Origin of the sequence: Mesorhizobium erdmanii (genome assembly GCF_013170725.1) — a bacterium.
Classification (GTDB): Bacteria; Pseudomonadota; Alphaproteobacteria; order Rhizobiales; family Rhizobiaceae; genus Mesorhizobium; species Mesorhizobium erdmanii.
The window spans coordinates 1,104,865-1,121,783 of the sequence record NZ_CP033361.1 but is presented as its reverse complement, the minus strand read 5'-3'; the positions used below and the strand labels follow the sequence as shown (position 1 = coordinate 1,121,783).

19 protein-coding genes are annotated in these 16,919 nt (G+C 63.3%); 10 read left to right on the top strand and 9 right to left on the bottom strand.

Annotated elements, in window-relative coordinates:
- Positions 1–21: 21 nt before the first annotated feature.
- The 7 genes from tsaD (at position 22) to EB233_RS05310 (ending at position 4,816) form a co-directional block, all read left to right on the top strand.
- A complete protein-coding gene (tsaD, locus tag EB233_RS05340) occupies positions 22–1,107 on the top strand; it encodes a tRNA (adenosine(37)-N6)-threonylcarbamoyltransferase complex transferase subunit TsaD (protein WP_171892284.1) in 1,086 nt (361 codons plus the stop codon).
- Entirely contained in the window at positions 1,104–2,120 is a 1,017-nt protein-coding gene (locus EB233_RS05335) for an NAD(P)H-dependent glycerol-3-phosphate dehydrogenase (RefSeq protein WP_064991059.1), read from the top strand. Before tsaD ends, EB233_RS05335 begins: the two co-directional genes overlap by 4 nt.
- A gap of 37 nt (positions 2,121–2,157) precedes the next feature.
- Positions 2,158–2,454, top strand: a complete 297-nt coding sequence (locus EB233_RS05330; protein WP_064991058.1) for a YciI-like protein — start codon at positions 2,158–2,160, stop codon at positions 2,452–2,454.
- A 38-nt stretch (positions 2,455–2,492) separates the two neighbouring features.
- A complete protein-coding gene (locus tag EB233_RS05325) occupies positions 2,493–2,918 on the top strand; it encodes an EVE domain-containing protein (protein WP_027053183.1) in 426 nt (141 codons plus the stop codon).
- Positions 2,873–3,571, top strand: a complete 699-nt coding sequence (locus EB233_RS05320) for a class I SAM-dependent methyltransferase (protein ID WP_171892211.1) — start codon at positions 2,873–2,875, stop codon at positions 3,569–3,571. Before EB233_RS05325 ends, EB233_RS05320 begins: the two co-directional genes overlap by 46 nt.
- A 69-nt stretch (positions 3,572–3,640) precedes the next feature.
- On the top strand, positions 3,641–4,057 hold the full coding sequence (locus EB233_RS05315) for a DUF1761 domain-containing protein (RefSeq protein WP_064991057.1): 417 nt from the start codon (positions 3,641–3,643) through the stop codon (positions 4,055–4,057).
- Positions 4,058–4,072: 15 nt separating this feature from the next.
- Positions 4,073–4,816, top strand: a complete 744-nt coding sequence (locus tag EB233_RS05310; protein WP_064991056.1) for a glycosyltransferase family 25 protein — start codon at positions 4,073–4,075, stop codon at positions 4,814–4,816.
- Positions 4,817–4,844: 28 nt separating this feature from the next.
- Here EB233_RS05310 and gcvA read toward each other — a convergent pair whose 3' ends face one another.
- Positions 4,845–5,774 (bottom strand): transcriptional regulator GcvA, encoded by a 930-nt coding sequence (gene gcvA, locus EB233_RS05305; RefSeq protein WP_064991055.1) that lies wholly within the window; start codon positions 5,772–5,774, stop codon positions 4,845–4,847.
- 130 nt (positions 5,775–5,904) lie between these two features.
- On the opposite strand from gcvA, the gene EB233_RS05300 reads away from it, so the two are divergent.
- The gene (locus tag EB233_RS05300; RefSeq protein ID WP_064991054.1) at positions 5,905–6,174 is read left to right on the top strand and encodes a hypothetical protein; all 270 of its coding nucleotides are present in this window, start codon (positions 5,905–5,907) and stop codon (positions 6,172–6,174) included.
- A 122-nt stretch (positions 6,175–6,296) separates the two neighbouring features.
- Here EB233_RS05300 and EB233_RS05295 read toward each other — a convergent pair whose 3' ends face one another.
- Entirely contained in the window at positions 6,297–6,833 is a 537-nt protein-coding gene (locus EB233_RS05295) for a L,D-transpeptidase family protein (protein ID WP_064991242.1), read from the bottom strand.
- Positions 6,834–6,977: 144 nt separating this feature from the next.
- Between EB233_RS05295 and EB233_RS05290 the strand changes: the two genes are divergently transcribed.
- Positions 6,978–7,661 carry a response regulator transcription factor gene (locus EB233_RS05290; protein ID WP_027053190.1) on the top strand — a complete coding sequence of 228 codons (684 nt, stop codon included), beginning with the start codon at positions 6,978–6,980 and terminating at the stop codon, positions 7,659–7,661.
- Positions 7,662–7,842: 181 nt separating this feature from the next.
- Positions 7,843–8,298, top strand: coding sequence for a cyclic nucleotide-binding domain-containing protein (locus EB233_RS05285; RefSeq protein WP_027053191.1), 456 nt, complete (start codon positions 7,843–7,845; stop codon positions 8,296–8,298).
- A 239-nt stretch (positions 8,299–8,537) separates the two neighbouring features.
- On the opposite strand, the gene EB233_RS05280 is transcribed toward EB233_RS05285, so the two are convergent.
- The 7 genes from EB233_RS05280 to tesB form a co-directional block, all read right to left on the bottom strand.
- The gene (locus EB233_RS05280) at positions 8,538–9,344 is read right to left on the bottom strand and encodes an exodeoxyribonuclease III (RefSeq protein WP_064991053.1); all 807 of its coding nucleotides are present in this window, start codon (positions 9,342–9,344) and stop codon (positions 8,538–8,540) included.
- A gap of 347 nt (positions 9,345–9,691) precedes the next feature.
- A complete protein-coding gene (locus EB233_RS05275) occupies positions 9,692–10,372 on the bottom strand; it encodes an outer membrane lipoprotein carrier protein LolA (RefSeq protein ID WP_064991052.1) in 681 nt (226 codons plus the stop codon).
- A gap of 130 nt (positions 10,373–10,502) precedes the next feature.
- On the bottom strand, positions 10,503–13,160 hold the full coding sequence (locus EB233_RS05270; protein ID WP_064991051.1) for a DNA translocase FtsK: 2,658 nt from the start codon (positions 13,158–13,160) through the stop codon (positions 10,503–10,505).
- Positions 13,161–13,364: 204 nt separating this feature from the next.
- Entirely contained in the window at positions 13,365–13,640 is a 276-nt protein-coding gene (locus tag EB233_RS05265) for a hypothetical protein (protein ID WP_027053195.1), read from the bottom strand.
- 326 nt (positions 13,641–13,966) lie between these two features.
- Positions 13,967–15,328, bottom strand: a complete 1,362-nt coding sequence (locus EB233_RS05260; RefSeq protein WP_064991050.1) for an ammonium transporter — start codon at positions 15,326–15,328, stop codon at positions 13,967–13,969.
- Positions 15,329–15,359: 31 nt separating this feature from the next.
- Positions 15,360–15,698, bottom strand: coding sequence for a P-II family nitrogen regulator (locus EB233_RS05255; RefSeq protein WP_013528889.1), 339 nt, complete (start codon positions 15,696–15,698; stop codon positions 15,360–15,362).
- Positions 15,699–16,019: 321 nt separating this feature from the next.
- Complete coding sequence (gene tesB, locus EB233_RS05250; RefSeq protein WP_064991049.1) at positions 16,020–16,880, bottom strand: acyl-CoA thioesterase II; 861 nt, start codon at positions 16,878–16,880, stop codon at positions 16,020–16,022.
- Positions 16,881–16,919: the final 39 nt, after the last annotated feature.

The following is a 16,919-nucleotide window of genomic DNA, read 5'->3' as shown; positions in this document are numbered from 1 at the left end:
TCTTGGGATAGCGACGAATTGATCCGCGTTCTGGGCATCGAAACGAGTTGCGACGAGACCGCCGCCAGCGTCGTGGCGCTGGAGGGCGGCGCAGCACCGAAAATCCTGTCTAACGTCGTGCTGTCCCAGATCGAGGAGCATGCCGCCTTCGGCGGCGTCGTGCCCGAGATCGCCGCCCGCGCCCATGTCGAGGCGCTGGACGGCATCGTCGAGGCAGCCCTTGCCGATTCGGGCACGGCCCTCGCCGATATCGATGCGATCGCCGCCACTGCGGGGCCTGGCCTGGTCGGCGGCCTGATCGTCGGGTTGATGACGGCCAAGGCGATCGCCGCCGCCGCCGGCAAGCCGCTGATCGCCATCAACCACCTCGAAGGCCATGCCCTGACCGCGCGGCTGACCGACGGGCTGGAATTCCCTTATCTGCTGCTTCTGGTCTCCGGCGGCCATACGCAGATCCTTGCCGTGCGCGGCGTCGGCGACTACCAGCGCTGGGCCACCACCATCGACGACGCGCTCGGCGAAGCCTTCGACAAGACCGCCAAGATGCTCGGCCTGCCCTATCCCGGCGGGCCGAACGTCGAAAAGGCGGCGCAGGCTGGCGATGCCGCGCGCTTTGCTTTTCCCCGGCCGATGAAAGGCTCGGCGCAGCCCGACTTCTCCTTCTCCGGTCTGAAGACCGCGGTGCGCCAGGCGGCGACGGCGATCGAGCCGCTGAGCGACCAGGACGTCGCCGACATCTGCGCCTCGTTCCAGGCGGCGGTCGCCGATGCGCTGGCCGACCGGGTTTCCCGCGCCCTGGCCCGATTCAGCCAGACATTTCCCGGCACCAAGAACCCGGCGCTGGTGGTTGCCGGCGGCGTCGCCGCCAACCGCACCATCAAGGCAACGCTGGAGCGGCTCTGTGCCGAGGCCGGTTTCACCTTCGTCGCGCCGCCGCTCAAATTGTGCACCGACAATGCGGCGATGATCGCCTGGGCCGGCATCGAAAGGTTGCGGCAGGGCATGGCGCAGGAGAACGGATTTGATTTCGTGCCGCGCTCGCGCTGGCCGCTGGACAGCATCTCGGCGCCGATGGTCGGTTCCGGCCGGCGCGGAGCCAAGGCATGACCGGTAAAGCCAAGAACAGTCCCGGCAAGAGCGGCTGGCGCGTCACTGTGCTTGGCGGTGGCGCCTGGGGCACGGCGCTGGCGCTGGCCATGCTGCGCGCCGGCCACGCGGTGCGGCTGTTCGCGCGCGACCCGGAAACCGTCGCCTCGATCGGCCGTGGCGAAAACCCGCGCTACCTGCCCGGCATCGCGATTGCGCCCGGCATCGAAGCGACATCGGACATCAGGGCAGCGCTCGCCGGTGCCGATTGTGTGTTGGCAGTGACGCCGGCGCAATCCTTGCGGGCAACGCTGGCGCTCGCGAAAAACCATATGCCGAGCGCTATTCCGCTCGTTCTCTGCGCCAAGGGCATCGAGCGCGACACCGGTGCCCTGCTGTCGGCGATCGTCGAGGAAATCCTGCCGCAAAATCCCGTCGCCGCGCTTTCAGGCCCGAGCTTCGCCAGCGATGTTGCCAAGGGATTGCCGACAGCAGTCGTGGTGGCCGCCCGCGACGAAGTCCTGGCGGCTGACCTTGCCGCTCGGTTTTCCGCAGAAAACCTGCGCTGCTATTCGAGCGACGACCTGATCGGCGTCGAGATCGGCGGCGCCTTGAAGAATGTCTTCGCCATTGCCGCCGGCGCCGTCACCGGCGCCGGGCTCGGCGCCAGCGCCCAGGCCGCCATGGTGACGCGCGGCTTCGTCGAACTGCGCCGCATCGGTGCCGCCTTCGGCGCCAGGCCCGAAACACTGATGGGGCTTTCCGGCCTCGGCGACCTGCTGCTCACCTGCTCCTCCGCTCAATCGCGCAATTTCGCCTATGGGTTGGCGCTTGGGCAAGGCAAGCCGCTTGCCGGCCTGCCGCTGGCCGAGGGCGTGCCGACTGCGGCGATCGCTGCCCGCATCGCCAGCGAGCGCAACATCGATGCGCCGATCATCACCGCCGTAGCGGCCATACTGGACGGCACCATCACCATCCAGCAGGCCGTGACCGCCTTGATGACCCGGCCGCTGAAGACCGAGACCAACGACTGATCCCCAGAATTTCGATAGAGGAAACAGGAGAACGACCATGTTGTTTGCGTTTGTTTGCAAGGACAAGCCAGGAAGTCTGCAGGTGCGCCTCGACACGCGGCCCGAGCACGTCGCCTTTCTCGAAGGGCTGAATGGCGAGAAGAAGCTGGCCTTTGCCGGTCCGTTCCTCGACGCCGATGGCAAGCCCAATGGCAGCCTCGTGGTCGTCGAAGCACCCGACCTGGCCGCGGCGCAGGCGCTTTCGGCCGCCGATCCCTATGCCAAGGCCGGCCTGTTCGAAAGCGTCGAAATCCGCCCGTGGAACTGGACGTTCAACAAGCCGGCGGCTAGTTAATTCCGGTCACCCGCAACTGGGCCTCAGGGAGAATATGAATGAACTACTGGCTGTTCAAATCGGAGCCTTTCAAGTTCTCCTTCGAGATGCTGAAGGCCAAGGGCAAGGCCGGCACGCAGTGGGACGGCGTCCGCAACTACGCCGCCCGCAACAACATGAAAGCGATGCAGATCGGCGATCTCGGCTTCTTCTACCATTCCAATGAGGGGCTCAACATCGTCGGCATCGCCGAGGTCTGCGCGCTCGCCCATCCCGACACCACGTCGGATGACCCACGCTGGGAGTGCGTCGACATCCGTGCCTCCCGCGAAGTCCCCAACCCGCCGACGCTGGCGGACATCAAGGCCAATCCGAAGCTTGCCGAAATGGCATTGGTGCGGCTCGGGCGGCTTTCGGTGCAGCCGGTCACCCCGGCGGAATGGAAGGAAGTCTGCCGCATGGGCGGCCTGACGCCGGCTCCGTGACGGCGCTCACTCCGCATAGCGCCAGGCAATTCATCCTCGACAACACGGCGCTGATGGCGCCGCCGCATGTGCCCGAGGTTCTGCTGCATCTCGCCGATGAAGCGCACGATCTTTGGCAGCGGACCGAGGACGAACTGGTCGAGATCGGACTGCCGCCGCCCTTTTGGGCCTTTGCCTGGGCCGGCGGCCAGGGCCTCGCCCGCTATGTCATGGACAACCCCGGCACGGTGCGGGGCAAACGCGTGCTCGACTTCGCCTCGGGTTCCGGCCTCGTCGCCATCGCCGCCGCCAAGGCGGGCGCTGCCGGGGTCATCGCCGCCGACATCGACCCGTTCTGCGCCACCGCGATCGGCCTCAACAGCGAGGCCAACGGCGTCGCCATCGCCTTCCTCGGCACGGATTGCATCGGCACCGATGCGGGCTGGGACGTGGTTCTGGCCGGTGACGTTTTCTACGACAAACCCTTTGCCGACCGCTTGATGCCATGGTTCGCGACGCTCAAGGCGCGCGGCGCCGAGATCTTCGTCGGCGATCCCGGCCGGTCGTATCTGCCGAAATCGGGGCTGGAGCCGCTCGCGGTCTACGAAGTGGACGTCACACGCGCGCTGGAGGATTCGCTGGTCAAGCGCACCACTGTCTGGCGCTTTGCTTGACGCCATCGCCGAAGCGCTTGATACAACGGTGCATGCACGTCATATGGCCTGCGTCTGGAGGGGGAGCTCATGGATTTTTCAGCAGTGAACTGGGTGGCGGTGATCGCCGCCGCCATAGTGGCTTGGCTGTTCGGCGCCGCCTGGTACATGGCGTTGAGCAAGCCTTGGCTGAAGGCCGCCAAACTCGATCCGGCGACGATGAAGAAATCGCCGCTGCCTTTCGTCATCAGCTTCATCGCCGAACTGGTCATGGCCTATATCATGGCGCTGGTCGTCGGCGCGATGACCGGCGGTGAGCCGACATGGCTTGCCGGGCTGGTCTTCGGCTTCGTGCTCTGGCTGGGCTTTGTCGCCACGACGCTTTCGGTCAACCATCGCTACGAGAATTTCGGCTGGGACCTGACCCTCATCGACGGCGGCCACTGGCTGGGTGTCCTGCTGATCATCGGCGCGGTGATCGGCTGGTTCGGCGCCGCGGCAAGCTGAGACGGCGAGTTGACGATGGCGGACGAGTCCGGATTCCCACGCGACCAGGTGTTCACTCGGATCTGCCACGTCAAGGAAGGCTATGACGACAGGCGCCGCCACATCGTCAGGGAGTTCGAACGGCGCGGCGTGCCGGTTTATTTTTATACGGACTTTGACCGGCCGGATATCACTCCGGAGATCCTCAACGAGCTGGTCACACCCAGTTTTACCCACCCGCCGGCCATCTCGCTGGCGCTGAAGCATCTCGGCATCTGGCGCGATTTCCTCGAGACCGACCTGCCCTATTGCCTGGTCTTCGAGGACGACGTCTTTCTTGCCCGCGACTTCGTCGCCAAATTCCGGCAGGGGCTTTCCGAACTCGGCGGCCCGACGCGCAAGGCCGTCGTCTATCTCGGCAATGGCAGCAACTACTACACGCCGAGTTGGAAACTGCGGAAAGGCCAGAAGCTTTACCCGGCCTTGCACGCCAGATGTACCGATTCCTACCTCATCACCCGCCCGGTCGCCGAAGCCCGCTGCGCCTGGATCGAGCAGAACAAGATATACACCTCGATCGACCACCAGGTGGAACAGATGGACGAGAAGCTCGGCATTGAAATGCTGTGGTTCGAGCGGCCGATTGTCGAACAGGGCAGTGAAAACGGCGCGTTCCAGACGTCCATTTCGGCGAAAAACTACCCGCGTTTGTACAAAAGCCTGAAATGGAAATGGAAGAAATACACCCGCATGATCTTCGGCCACAACGCCCGGTCGTGAGCGAAAGCCTAGGCCCGGCGCGGCCGGCTCACGCCTCCGTGCCGTGCGTCCTGGCCGCTTCCTCGAGCAGCCATTCGCGAAACGCGACGATGCGCGGGTCGTCCTTCACGGTTTGCGGATAAACCAGGAAATAGGCGAACTCCGGCGCGACCTTGATGCCGAGCTCGAAGGGGCGAACGAGACGCCCTTGCGACAGGTCGTTGGCGACCATGGCGAAGTCGGCCAACGCCACGGCATTGCCGTCGAGTGCCGCCTGCGTGGCATCGGTGGAGGAGCCGAAGACGAGGGTGCGGCTGTCGTCGAAATCGTCGACGCCGGCCGCCTGCATCCACATGCTCCAGTTCGGCCAGGTGACGCCTTGCCGCGACCATTCGATATGCGCGAGCGTGTGCCGGAAAAGGTCGCGCGGTTCATTGAGCGGCGGGCCTGAAGCGAGCAACGCCGGGCTGCACACCGGGATGATGATGTTGTCGAACAGCCGGTGCGCGCAAAGCCCGGGATATTTGCCGGTGCCGAACCGGATGCCGATATCGACGTCGTCGCGCTCGAAGTCCCTGACGTCGTAGGTGATGTCGAAGCGCAACTCGATGCCCGGCCTTTGATGGCGAAAATCGTCGATGCGCCGCATCAGCCATTTTGTCGCGAACTGCGCATCGAGCGTGACTTTCAGCAGCGCCGTGCCGCGTGTCATCTTGCGCGCGCGGCTGACGGCGCGATTGAGCAGATCGAGAGCATCGACCGCCGCTTCAAGCAGTACATGGCCCGCTTCGGTCAGCCGCATGGTGCGGCTGGTGCGCGTGAACAGCACCAGATCGAGCTGATCCTCGATTTCCTTGACCTGGTGGCTGACCGCCGCTGGCGTCAGCCCGAGCTCGTCGGCGGCGCGCGTGAAATTGAGGTGACGCGCCGCCGCCTCGAAGGTTCTCAGTGCGCGTGTTCCAGGCAGGAGACGAGCCATCCGATCTCCAAATAAAACTTGATGATCTGAAAAGAACTACTCGTTTCTCGTTTATTTTTCAATCCGGCATGATGGCACCATCGAAACACCGTCAAACCGGATTTGATGTCCGGAGAACCGAGATGAAGTCATGTCCGAAATCGTTCTGAAGTCTCACACCCCACTCAACTCCCACGCGGGCATCGCATCCTGGCTGCGCGCCGCGATCGATTGGCTGCGTCAGGCGCGGGTCGCCGTGACCCTCCCGCACGAATCCATCGAGGGCCTTTCCGACAGCCAGCTGCGCGACATCGGCGCCGAACGCCACGACGTCGCGAGGGTGATTGACCGGGAACTCCGCGAAATCGGCCTGCTGGGGACGGGTTGGCAGAAGCCAGGTGGGGGAAGAATAGGGGAATAAGGCAGCGAGGCAGTGCGGCAATAGGGGAAGTCAGGGCGCCGGAACACACTTCCTACTGCCCTACTGCCCTACTGCCCTACTGCCCTACTGCCCTACTGCCCTACTGCCCTACTGCCCTTTCCCTATCTCACCACCCTCACCACTGTCCGGTCCGACAGCAGCGGCAGAAGCCGCATCATCGTCCGCGCGGTCACCGCGACGCAACCTTGCGTCGGCGTGAAACCCGGGCGCGACAGGTGGAAAAAGATGGCGCTGCCGCGTCCGCGGCGGCGCGGCGAAATATTCCAGTCGAGCACCAGGCAGGCGTCGTAGAGATCGTCGTCGCGCCGCATGCGTTCATGGCTGGCGCCATAGGGAATCTTGACCGGCTTGTTGTAGTTGCGGTCATCGGGCACTTCGCACCAGCCGAGATCGGGCCCGATCGGCGTCATCGCCAGCCGTGTCCGGCGCGCACCGGCAAACTGATCTCCACGGAAATATCCCGACAAGATGCGCATCGAGCCAAGCGGCGTGGCGCCATCGCCCTCCCGCTTGTCGGCCGAGATGCCGCCGCGCCCCAGAGCGCAGGCAAACACCGTTTTGCCGGCCTGCAGCAGGCCTTGGGTGGGGTGGCCTGGCCTTGCCCGCACGGTCAGAACGCGCAGGCGTTTTGCCAAAATTGCGCCGGCTGCATTGCGATCGCGTTTTTTCTTGTATGATCGTGCCACGGAACAAATCACTGTGATCGGCTATTGTGTCGGCCAGCTTCCGCATAAATACGCAGCGGTCAACTGAATTTCATTTTCAAAACAACGGATTGATCCATGACTTCACGCACCATCCTGATCGTCGACGACGATGACGACCTGCGCGGCACTCTGGTCGAGCAACTCGCCCTCTATGAGGAATTCGACGTGCTGCAGGAAGCGACTGCGGCAAAAGGCGTCACCGCCGCGCGCGGCGGCCTCATCGACCTGCTCATCATGGATGTCGGCCTGCCCGACATGGATGGCCGCGAGGCCGTGAAGATCCTGCGCAAGGGCGGCTACAAGGCACCCATCATCATGCTGACCGGCCACGACACCGATTCGGACACGATTCTGGGTCTCGAGGCCGGCGCCAACGACTATGTGACCAAGCCGTTCCGCTTCGCGGTGCTTTTGGCGCGCATCCGGGCCCAGCTGCGCCAGCACGAGCAGAGCGAGGACGCCACCTTCTCGGTCGGCCCCTACACTTTCAAGCCCAGCCAGAAGCTGCTCATCGACCCGCGCGGCGCCAAGGTGCGGCTGACGGAAAAGGAGGCCTCGATCATCAAATATCTCTATCGCGCCGACCAGAAGGTGGTGACGCGCGACGTGCTGCTCGAGGAGGTCTGGGGCTACAATTCCGGCGTCACCACGCACACGCTGGAAACCCATGTCTACCGGCTGCGCCAGAAGATCGAGCGCGATCCTTCCAATGCGGAAATTCTTGTGACAGAAAGCGGCGGCTACAAGCTGGTTCCTTAAACATTTCATTATCCAATGAGCAATTCCAGGAAAAGTGTAGGCGGTTTTCCGACCGGAATTGCGAAAGCCAAAGGGATAATGCGGTCTGGGCGGGACCGCTTTCGGGTGCGATCCTGTTAGGGGATTAAGGATTCACTCGTGAAGGAGGGATTGGACTGACCGTTCGGGGACGCAGCTAGAGATGGCGTTGGATGACGACATCCGCATCCTGTCCGCCGTGAGGCTCTTCGAGGGTTTCACGCAGGAACAGCTGCGCCTGCTCGCCTTCGGCGCCGAGACCACGCTGCTCAATGCCGACCGCAAGCTCTACCGCGAGGACGACGAGGCCGACTCCGCCTATGTCGTGGTCAGCGGCAAGATCGCGCTCTACCGGGAACAGGACGGCGCGCGCATCCCGATCGGCACCGCCGGACCGGGGACCATGCTGAGCGAACTGGCGCTGATTGCCGACACCAGGCGGCTGACAAGCGCTTCCGCCGCCACCGATGCCGAAGTGATAAGGCTCAGCCGCAAGATGTTCCGCCGCATCCTGGAGGAATATCCCGAGGTGGCGGTGAAGCTGCACGAGCGCATCTCCGAGGAATTCCAGGCCATGATCCGCCGCATCGAGGAGCTGGCGCCACGCTTTTCGGGATAGGCTGCTACAGCGATACAGAACCTCGAAGGCTGGCGGGGCAGCGCCCCCCTCTGTCCTACCGGACATCTCCCCCACGAGGGGGGAGATTGGATGTTATCCCGGCTTTCGCCCATCACTGATGTTGGAAGATCGAGCGGCGCGCCAAGTCTGCTGATCTCCCCCCTTGTGGGGGAGATATCCGGCAGGACAGAGGGGGGCGCGAAGGATCTCGACAGACCGTCTTTTTAGCGGCGACCCCCTCAATCCAGATCAAACCGCGCAATGACCGGCACATGGTCCGATGGCCGATCCCAGCCACGCGCCGCCCTCAATATTTCATAGCCGGCGAAATCAGGCACCAGGTTGGGCGACGACCAGACATGGTCGAGCCGCCGGCCGCGGTTGGACGCTTCCCAATCCTGCGCGCGATAGCTCCACCAAGTGTAGAGTTTTTGGTCCGAAGGCACGTTGAGCCGCATCAGGTCGACCCAGTTGCCGGCGAGCCGCATCGCCTCGAAGTTTTCCGTCTCGACCGGCGTGTGGCTGACCACGTTGAGCAATTGCTTGTGCGACCAGACATCGTGTTCGAGCGGCGCGATGTTGAGGTCGCCGACCAGCACCGAGGCGGACACTTCGCTGTGCTCGGCGCGGATGGAATTCATCTCGGCGACGAAATCGAGCTTGTGCCTGAACTTCCTGTTGATTTCGGGATCGGGCTCGTCGCCGCCCGCCGGAACATAGAAATTATGCAGCAGGATCGTCTTGCCGCCGGCCTGCACCGTCACCGACAGATGCCGGCTGTCCTCGATGTCGCAGAAGCGGCGCCTTTCGACGATCTCGATCGGGCGCCGCGCCACGGTGGCGACGCCGTGATAGCCCTTCTGGCCATGGAAGGCGATGTGCTGGTAGCCGAGCCTGCGGAACGCCTTTTCGGGGAACAGTTCATCGGGAACTTTCGTCTCCTGCAGGCACAGCACATCGGGCGCGTACTCATCGAGCAGGCGCTCGACGATCGGCATGCGCAGCCGAACGGAGTTGATATTCCAAGTGGCGATGGAAAAGGGCATGAGGCAAATCCGGACAGCGTGCAGCCAGTCAGGGCCGATGGACCCTGACGTTGAAGACGCCTTTTGAGGGAGTCAGCCCGGAAACTGCCAGCAGGGAGCCGCAAAGACAAGCCGGGCAGCGCCTACAACCCGCTCAGACGCGGCCTAAGGTACGCTGAGATTCAGGCCGAGTCGAGAAAGGTAGATTCCGAGAACCGGCCTATGCCGACCGTAGCCCTCATAGAGCGGATACCCTTGTGAGGGCTTCGGCCGGCGAAGGCCGGGCGGAGCGTACTTTTCGTACGGGAGCACCGGAAGCGCAGGAAGCCGCCATTCGCAGGCCGGCCTCACCTGAATATCTGCGTACCTTAGCGCGTCTTGGTGTTCAGCTCGCGGTTGGCCGTATAATCGATGGCAAAGGTGTCGGGCGCGAAGCTGACGCCTTCCTTGGTGTTGAAGATCATCACCGTGGTGTCTTTTCCCTGCGCGTCGGTGATGGTCCACTGGCGCAGGTCATAGGTCTTCGGATCGAACATCATCGTGATCATCGCATTGCCGAACACCGACTTGTCGGAGAGCTTGATGGTGGTGAGGTCGTCCTCTTCCTTGACGCTCTTGACGCGGTCGCCGGAGAGGTCGATGCGGTCGTCGAGCAGAAGCTTCAGCGGCGTCTTCGACAACGGATAGAGATCGGACGTGTTCATTTTCTTGTTGAGGATGACCACCGACTTGCCATCCGAGATCACCTTGAAATTCGACGACCCGTCATAGTTGAAGCGGATCTTGCCAGGCCGCTCCAGGAAGAACTTGCCGCCTGTCTGCTCGCCCTTGGGGCCGAACTGGACGAATTCGCCGCTCATCGATTTGACCGAGGAGAAATGGTCGGCGATCTTCTGCGCGGCCGGGGGCACGGCGGCTTGCGCCGAGGCCAGCAATTCGAAGCCGGGAACCACGTTGAGGGCAGCGGCACCCACGGCGACAAGGCCGAGGCCAAGCAGCTGGCGGCGATTCGGGGCGAAATTGCTGAGTGCGGAAAGATCGTTTTTCATGGCGGTCACTCTCGTGGTGATTCCTGTATCTGTCGTTTTCCTGAGCCCCCAGTTGGGCTGAAGTTTGGCGACGCGCTGCAAGGTTCAGGTTCAACGCGCCGCAAGGTTCAAGGTTGCGGCCGGCCTTCCATCAGAATTTGTCGTCTTCGGTCGGCACCAGGATTTCGCGTTTTCCGGCATGGTTGGCCGGGCCGACAATGCCTTCCTTTTCCATCTTCTCGATGATCGAGGCGGCCCTGTTGTAGCCGATGCCGAGGCGGCGCTGGATGTAGCTGGTCGACGCCTTGCCATCGCGCAGCACCACGGCCACCGCCTGGTCGTAGGGATCGTCGGAATCCTCGAAATTGCCGCCACCACCGGACCCGCCGCCCTTGCCGGACGGTTCGTCGTCGTCCTCGTCGTCATCCTCGGTGATGGCGTCGAGATATTCAGGCACGCCCTGAAGCTTCAAGTGCCCGACGATCTTCTCGACCTCGTCATCGGAGACGAAGGGGCCGTGCACGCGTTGGATGCGGCCGCCGCCGGCCATGTAGAGCATGTCGCCCATGCCGAGCAGCTGTTCGGCGCCCTGCTCGCCCAGAATGGTGCGGCTGTCGATCTTCGACGTCACCTGGAAGGAGATACGGGTCGGGAAATTGGCCTTGATCGTGCCGGTGATGACGTCGACCGACGGGCGCTGGGTCGCCATGATGACGTGGATACCGGCGGCACGCGCCATCTGCGCCAGGCGCTGCACCGCGCCTTCGATATCCTTGCCGGCGACCATCATCAGGTCGGCCATCTCGTCGATGATGACGACGATATAGGGCATCGGCTCGAGATCGAGATTCTCGGTCTCGTAAATCGCCTCGCCGGTCTGGCGATCAAAGCCGGTCTGCACGGTGCGCGAAATCTTCTCGCCTTTTTTCTCCGCCAGTTGAACCCGCGCGTTGAAACCGTCGATGTTGCGCACGCCGACCTTGGACATCTTGCGATAGCGGTCCTCCATCTCGCGCACGGTCCATTTCAGCGCCACCACGGCCTTCTTCGGATCGGTGACGACGGGCGTGAGCAGATGCGGGATGCCGTCATAGACGGAGAGCTCCAGCATCTTCGGATCGATCATGATCAGCCGGCATTCCTGCGGTGTCAGCCGGTAGAGCAGCGACAGGATCATGGTGTTGATGGCAACCGACTTGCCCGAACCGGTGGTGCCGGCGACCAGCACGTGCGGCATCTTGGCGATGTCGACGATGACCGCCTCGCCATTGATGGTCTTGCCCAGCGCCAGCGCCAGCTTGGCCTTGGTCGTCTCGAAGTCGCGGCTGGCCATGATCTCACGCAGGTACACCGTCTCGCGCTTGGCGTTCGGCAGCTCGATGCCGATGGCGTTGCGGCCGGGCACCACCGCGACGCGGCAGGCGATCGCGCTCATCGAGCGGGCGATGTCGTCGGAAAGGCCGATGACGCGCGACGATTTGATGCCGGGTGCCGGTTCGAGCTCATAGAGGGTGACCACCGGGCCCGGGCGTACGGCTATGATCTCGCCCTTGACGCCGAAATCCTCCAGCACGCCCTCGAGCAGACGTGCATTCTGTTCCAGCGCGTCCTTCGACAGGCTCGGATCCTTGGCCACGTTCTTCGGTTCGGACAGGAAGTGCAGCGACGGCATTTCAAACCTGTCCGAGCCGATCAGCGAGGTCTGCGCCTCACGCTGGACGCGCGCGCCCGGAGCCGGGCGCGGTGCCGGCGCCTCGACGCGGGTGGCGGCGTCGGAACGGAACTGCTGCACCTTGGCCGTGGGCGCCACACGGCGCTGGGTGACGGGCTCCTCGTCGAAATCCATGTCCTCGTCGTCGCGGTCGAAGACGTCGTCATCGTCGGGATCGACGGTAACGCTGCGGTCATTGACCATGGCGGCGAAGAATTCCGGTTCGACGCGGGCGCGGCCATCATGGCTCATCCGGCTCTCGGCGAACTCGGCCGATTCGACCCGCTCGGCTGCGCGGCGCCAGGCGCTGGCGCGCGGCTCCATCTCCGGCTCGTATTCGTCCCGCTCCTGCCTGCGGCGCAGGGCACGTCGATGCATCCACGCGCGCAACGACAGCCACCAATGGGTGATGGCGCCAAGCGCCAATATGCCCTCGTCGCCCTCATCCTCGTCATTGTCGAACAGGAGATCGTCCTCGCGCGGGTCCGCGGCTGCTGGCTCTTCCATCACCGCAAAGCCGTTCTTGCGGCCGATCAGCGCCGAGCCATAGGCAAACAGCCACAATGTCGGCGCAGCCAGCAGCACGGCGAGCACGCTGGCGATCAGGCCGGTCGGATAGCCGCCGATGAGGACGCCGGGAATCTTGAGCACCATGTCGCCGAAGACGCCGCCGAGGCCGGTGGGCAGCGGCCAGGTCTTGGGTGGAACGATGCAGCCGGCGATGGCGGCGGCGAGCAGCGCGAAACCGAACCAGAACAGCCCGCGCTTGGGCAGCCTGTCGACACCGCGCGCCGAAAACAGCAGGTACCCCCAGATGACGGCAGGAACCAGCGCCGCAACCGCGGCAAGGCCGAAGAACTGCATCGCAAGGTCCGAGAACACGGCGCCGGCGTAGCCCATGGCGTTGGTGACGGTGTTGTTGGTGGCGTGCGAGAAGCTTGGATCGGCAACGTTCCAGGTGGCAAGGCTGGCAACGCCAAACGCGACCGCCAGGAACAGACCGGCACCGACCAGCCGGCCGACCTGCCGCCGCGCGAAAGCCTGGATGCCGTGCCCCGTATCGGTCAGCGCGAGCGGTGCTGAAGCCCCTGAACGCATGCTCTTCCCCGTCAGATTGCCTGGCCCGAGCGCGTGACACACTCCGGCAGATTCGGATGCCAGACTATGCGTGGGAAGGTTAAGGGCGCATTAACCATGGCTTTTTACCAACGCCTCATCCAAACAAAGATGGCGGGCCGAAGCCCGCCATCCTTGTCTTGAAACGACGAAACGATCAGGCCCTTCCGGACCGATCTCGCGCGATCACTTGTGACCGGCATACATCATCAGGTTGGCGCAGAATTCGGCATGAGGCTTGCTCATCGCCGCGTCCTGGCATTCCTTCATCATCGTGTCCTGCTTGTCCTTGGCCGTCGAGGCCCAGGCTGCCTTGAAGTCCGCTTCCGACTTCATGGTCTTCATGCCGGCATCGGTGAAGAACGGTGCCATGTTGTCAGGTTCGTCGAGCGCGCCAGCCAATGCAAAGCCGCTGACCATGGAAAGCGCGAGTGCCCCGAGGCAAATGTTCTTGAGCTTCATCAGAAAAATTCCTTCCCTGTGTTGTAAAACACGAACGTCGGAACGACGATCGCATTCACAGTTCGGAGCCATGGCGCTCGATGTTTCCTCGAAAAGCTTGCTCACGCGAACGTGATTGCGCAAAGCTGACCCTGGTCAGAACGAATTACCAAAAAAAGAGGCCCGGATCGCTCCGGGCCTCAAGGCGTGAGCCTCTTTCGAGAACGTCACGACGGGATCTCTGGAGCAATTCCGGGAAAGCCGAATAGCGGTTTTCCCGGAACTGCGGGAGGAGATATAGGGCCGGCAGGAGGAGGGTTCCGCCGGCCCCGTAGGCTAAGTTGGCCTTACGGCACCACTTCGCCATGCTGGGAAATGTCGAGGCCCTCGACCTCCTCCTGTGTCGTCGGACGCAGGCCGACCAGCGCCTTGACGATGTAGAGGATCACGAAGGTGGCGATCGCGGTCCACGCGATGGTGAAGACGATGCCGTAGAGCTGCTTGGCAATCGAAGCGTCTTTGCCGAGCGCATTGATCGCCGGATCGGCGAGCACGCCGGTCAGCAACGCACCGACCACACCGCCGACGCCGTGGACGCCAAAAGCGTCGAGCGAGTCGTCATAGCCGAACATGTGCTTCACTTTGACCGCCGAGATGTAGCAGACCACGCCGGCGACGATGCCGACGATGAAGGCGCCGGTCGGGTTGACGAAGCCGGAAGCCGGCGTCACCGCGACGAGGCCCGCGACAGCGCCCGAGATGATGCCAAGCACGGAAGGCTTCTTGGCGACAATCCATTCGGCGAACATCCAGGCCAGAGCCGCCGCGGCGGTGGCGACCTGGGTGTTGAGCATGGCGGCACCGGCAAGGCCGTCGGCCGCGAGTTCCGAACCGGCGTTGAAGCCGAACCAGCCAACCCACAGCAGCGAAGCGCCGATCACCGAGTAGACCAGGTTATGCGGCGCCATGTTGGTGGTGCCATAGCCTTCGCGCTTGCCCAGAACCAGGGCGCAGACCAGGCCCGCGACACCGGCGTTGATGTGAACGACCGTGCCGCCGGCGAAGTCGAGCACGCCGGCCGCGCCAAGGAAGCCGCCGCCCCAGACCCAATGCGCGATCGGCGCATAGACGACCAGCAGCCACAGCGCCATGAAGATCAGCAGCGCCGAGAACTTCATGCGCTCGGCGAAGGCGCCGGCGATGAGGGCAGGCGTGATGATGGCGAAGGTCATCTGGAACATCGAGAAGACGAATTCAGGAATGTTCGCCACACCTGGCAGCCACAGCGTCGAAACGGTGATGCCGTGGTGGAAGAACCTCGAAGCGCCGCCGATATAGTTGTTCATGCTGGCGGATTCGTTGGTAGAGAAGGCCAGCGAGTAGCCGAACATGAACCACAGCACCGTCACCAGGCAGGTGATGGCAAAGCTCTGCATGATCGTGGCGAGTACGTTCTTCTTGCGCACCATGCCGCCGTAGAACAGCGCCAGGCCCGGGATGGTCATCATCAGCACCAGCGCCGTCGAGGTCAGCATCCAGGCCGTATTGCCCGTGTCGAGCACGGGGGTTGGCGCGGCAGCTGGTGCGGCCGCGGCGGCAGCCGGAGCTGCTTCCTGCGCGAAGGCGGCGACGCTGCCCAGTGCTGCGAGAGCAAGCGAGCCCAGAAGGGCCGCCCGTCCCGTCGTCTTCAAGGTGGAAGGAATATTCATTGAACTCTCCGTTGGAATGGCTGGTCGCGGCTTAGAGCGCGTCGGTGTCTGTTTCGCCGGTGCGGATGCGCACCGCCTGATCGATGCCGAAAACAAAGATCTTGCCGTCGCCGATCTGGCCGGTCTTGGCCGCGGCGGTGATGGCCTCGACGGCCTTGTCGACCATGTCGGCACTGACCGCGACCTCGATCTTGATCTTCGGCAGGAAGCTGACCGCGTATTCCGCGCCGCGATAGATTTCCGTATGTCCCTTCTGACGCCCGTAGCCTTTGACTTCGGTGACGGTCAGGCCCTGGATGCCGACGGCGGTAAGCGCTTCGCGTACCTCGTCGAGCTTGAACGGCTTGATGATTGCCATCACGATTTTCATAAGGTTTCACCCTTTGCTGTTGCGGTCCCCCGCGTTTGCACACCTTCACCGATCCCAATGAGCCGGAGAGTGCTCCCAAGGATTCAAGCTCCGTGCCAAGTGCCGAAGCAGCACGTTAACCTGTTGTAAACAAAGGGAATGAAGCGACTGTAGCCAGCAGGCGCCAATGCATGCCGCACGCCATCTGCTCAAAAATTATGCAGTTTTTTAAAAATGCCTAATTTGCCGGCCTTGTGTGTAGTCCCGAAAGGGCCAGCCGGGTTTTCCCGGACAAACGTTTTCGTTTGTCCAGTGATCCTGCTCAAACAAGACTCGCAATGCTCAACGCTTGAGCCGGATCAAGCCTTCCTGGGCCATCGAGGCGATCAGCGTGCCGTCACGGGCATAAAGCGTACCGCGGCTGAAACCGCGTGACCCGGAGCTCGACGGGCTGTCCTGCGCATAGAGCAGCCAGCCTTCGAGCGAATGCGGCCGGTGGAACCACATCGAATGGTCGAGGCTCGCCGCCTGGATGTCGGGATCGAACAGGCCACGCCCATGCGCGAAGGTCGAGGTGTCGAGCAGCGTCATGTCGGAGAGATAGGCGAGCAGCACCGAATGCAGCGCGCGGTCGTCGGGAACCGGCCCGGCAAGGCGGATCCAGACATTCTGCCGTGGCGGCAGTTTGTCACGGCTTTCATAGTGCTGAAGATTGACCGGCCTGAGCTCCAGCGGCCGCTCGCGCGCCCAGAAGCGGCGCACCGCTTCCGGCACACGCTCAGCCGTTTCGAGCAGCTGCCGTTGCGTCTTCAACCCTTCCGGCGGCGGCACGTCGTCGGGCAGTGCGAACTGGTGCTCGAGCCCCTTCTCGTCGACCTGGAACGAGGCCTCCAGCGAAAAGATCGCCTGACCATGCTGGATCGCCAGCACGCGCCGGGTGGTGAAGGAGCCGCCGTCGCGGATGCGGTCCACCTCGTAGATGATCGGCACCTTGATGTCGCCCGGCCGCATGAAATAGCCGTGCAGCGAATGCACGAAGCGGTCCGGCTCCACCGTACGTTGCGCCGCCACCAGCGCCTGGGCGATCGTCTGGCCGCCGAATACGCGCTGCCACTCCACCTGCGGGCTGCGACCACGATACAGATTGTGTTCCAGCTTCTCGAGGTCGAGAATGCGCAGGAGCTCGTTGATCGCCGCCGTCATGTTTTGTGACCTCGCCGCAAAATTGCTATGGCGGTTTCC

What these genes read in the sequence shown, in the direction of transcription:
- EB233_RS05300 (WP_064991054.1), top strand. Translation starts at nt 5,905, where the DNA reads ATGTCCGAAATCGTTCTGAAGTCTCACACCCCACTCAACTCCCACGCG.
- EB233_RS05310 (WP_064991056.1), top strand. Translation starts at nt 4,073, where the DNA reads ATGGCGGACGAGTCCGGATTCCCACGCGACCAGGTGTTCACTCGGATC.
- EB233_RS05320 (WP_171892211.1), top strand. Translation starts at nt 2,873, where the DNA reads ATGGAAGGAAGTCTGCCGCATGGGCGGCCTGACGCCGGCTCCGTGACG.
- EB233_RS05330 (WP_064991058.1), top strand. Translation starts at nt 2,158, where the DNA reads ATGTTGTTTGCGTTTGTTTGCAAGGACAAGCCAGGAAGTCTGCAGGTG.
- EB233_RS05335 (WP_064991059.1), top strand. Translation starts at nt 1,104, where the DNA reads ATGACCGGTAAAGCCAAGAACAGTCCCGGCAAGAGCGGCTGGCGCGTC.
- tesB (WP_064991049.1), bottom strand. Translation starts at nt 16,880, where the DNA reads ATGACGGCGGCGATCAACGAGCTCCTGCGCATTCTCGACCTCGAGAAG.
- gcvA (WP_064991055.1), bottom strand. Translation starts at nt 5,774, where the DNA reads ATGGCTCGTCTCCTGCCTGGAACACGCGCACTGAGAACCTTCGAGGCG.
- EB233_RS05280 (WP_064991053.1), bottom strand. Translation starts at nt 9,344, where the DNA reads ATGCCCTTTTCCATCGCCACTTGGAATATCAACTCCGTTCGGCTGCGC.
- EB233_RS05260 (WP_064991050.1), bottom strand. Translation starts at nt 15,328, where the DNA reads ATGAATATTCCTTCCACCTTGAAGACGACGGGACGGGCGGCCCTTCTG.
- EB233_RS05290 (WP_027053190.1), top strand. Translation starts at nt 6,978, where the DNA reads ATGACTTCACGCACCATCCTGATCGTCGACGACGATGACGACCTGCGC.
- EB233_RS05270 (WP_064991051.1), bottom strand. Translation starts at nt 13,160, where the DNA reads ATGCGTTCAGGGGCTTCAGCACCGCTCGCGCTGACCGATACGGGGCAC.
- EB233_RS05315 (WP_064991057.1), top strand. Translation starts at nt 3,641, where the DNA reads ATGGATTTTTCAGCAGTGAACTGGGTGGCGGTGATCGCCGCCGCCATA.
- EB233_RS05265 (WP_027053195.1), bottom strand. Translation starts at nt 13,640, where the DNA reads ATGAAGCTCAAGAACATTTGCCTCGGGGCACTCGCGCTTTCCATGGTC.
- EB233_RS05275 (WP_064991052.1), bottom strand. Translation starts at nt 10,372, where the DNA reads ATGAAAAACGATCTTTCCGCACTCAGCAATTTCGCCCCGAATCGCCGC.
- EB233_RS05285 (WP_027053191.1), top strand. Translation starts at nt 7,843, where the DNA reads ATGGCGTTGGATGACGACATCCGCATCCTGTCCGCCGTGAGGCTCTTC.
- EB233_RS05325 (WP_027053183.1), top strand. Translation starts at nt 2,493, where the DNA reads ATGAACTACTGGCTGTTCAAATCGGAGCCTTTCAAGTTCTCCTTCGAG.
- EB233_RS05255 (WP_013528889.1), bottom strand. Translation starts at nt 15,698, where the DNA reads ATGAAAATCGTGATGGCAATCATCAAGCCGTTCAAGCTCGACGAGGTA.